This is a genomic window from Stenotrophomonas pictorum JCM 9942, assembly GCF_001310775.1.
GTDB classification, from domain to species: Bacteria; Pseudomonadota; Gammaproteobacteria; order Xanthomonadales; family Xanthomonadaceae; genus Stenotrophomonas; species Stenotrophomonas pictorum.
This window is the reverse complement of record NZ_BAZI01000770.1, coordinates 1-629: the sequence shown is the minus strand read 5'-3', so window position 1 is coordinate 629 and position 629 is coordinate 1. Positions and strand designations below refer to the sequence as shown.

The following is a 629-nucleotide window of genomic DNA, read 5'->3' as shown; positions in this document are numbered from 1 at the left end:
TGGCACCGCCGAGCTGGCGCATCTGCACCTGCGCCATCAGCATGCGTGCGCGGGCACTGTCACCGGCTTCGTGCCAGGCGAAGGCGGCGTCGGCCAGCAGCTGTGATTTGGCCGCACCGCGGGCTGCGCCGGCCTGGGCTTCCAGCTGCTGCGCCGCCTCGCGCGGTTTGCCCTGTTCCAGCAGGGCGATGGCCGCCTGCTGGGCCGGTGAGCTGGTGGGGGCCACGCTGGTGGTGGCGCAGCCCACGAACAGCAGCATCGACAATGACAGGGCGGAAATCCGTGCGACTGGCTTGTTCATTTGGGGTCCGTTCGACAGGGCGCGGCAGTGCCGGGCTGGGGAAACGGTACGATTCTAACCTTGGCCCATGGAAATACCGATGATGAGTACCGCTGCTGCCACCTTGTATGTCGTTGCCACGCCGATCGGCAATCTGGCCGATCTGAGCCCGCGCGCGCAGGAGGTGTTGCGCACGGTGGCCGCGATCTGCGCCGAGGACACGCGCCATACCGGCCAGCTGCTGTCGCACTTCGGGATCAGCAAGCCGCTGGTGGCGCTGCACGACCATAACGAAGAGGCGATGGCGCAGCGCGTGGTGGCGCGTCTGCAGGGCGGCGAATCGCTGGCG

Annotated in this window: 1 protein-coding gene and 1 pseudogene; one reads left to right on the top strand and one right to left on the bottom strand. The window is 68.0% G+C overall.

Going from position 1 to position 629, the window contains the following annotated elements:
- Positions 1-301 (bottom strand): annotated as a pseudogene (locus JCM9942_RS17600) (penicillin-binding protein activator); the annotation flags it as partial.
- A gap of 82 nt (positions 302-383) precedes the next feature.
- Between JCM9942_RS17600 and JCM9942_RS17595 the strand changes: the two are divergent.
- The coding region (locus tag JCM9942_RS17595; protein WP_256202435.1) for an SAM-dependent methyltransferase at positions 384-629 on the top strand (246 nt) is incomplete at its 3' end.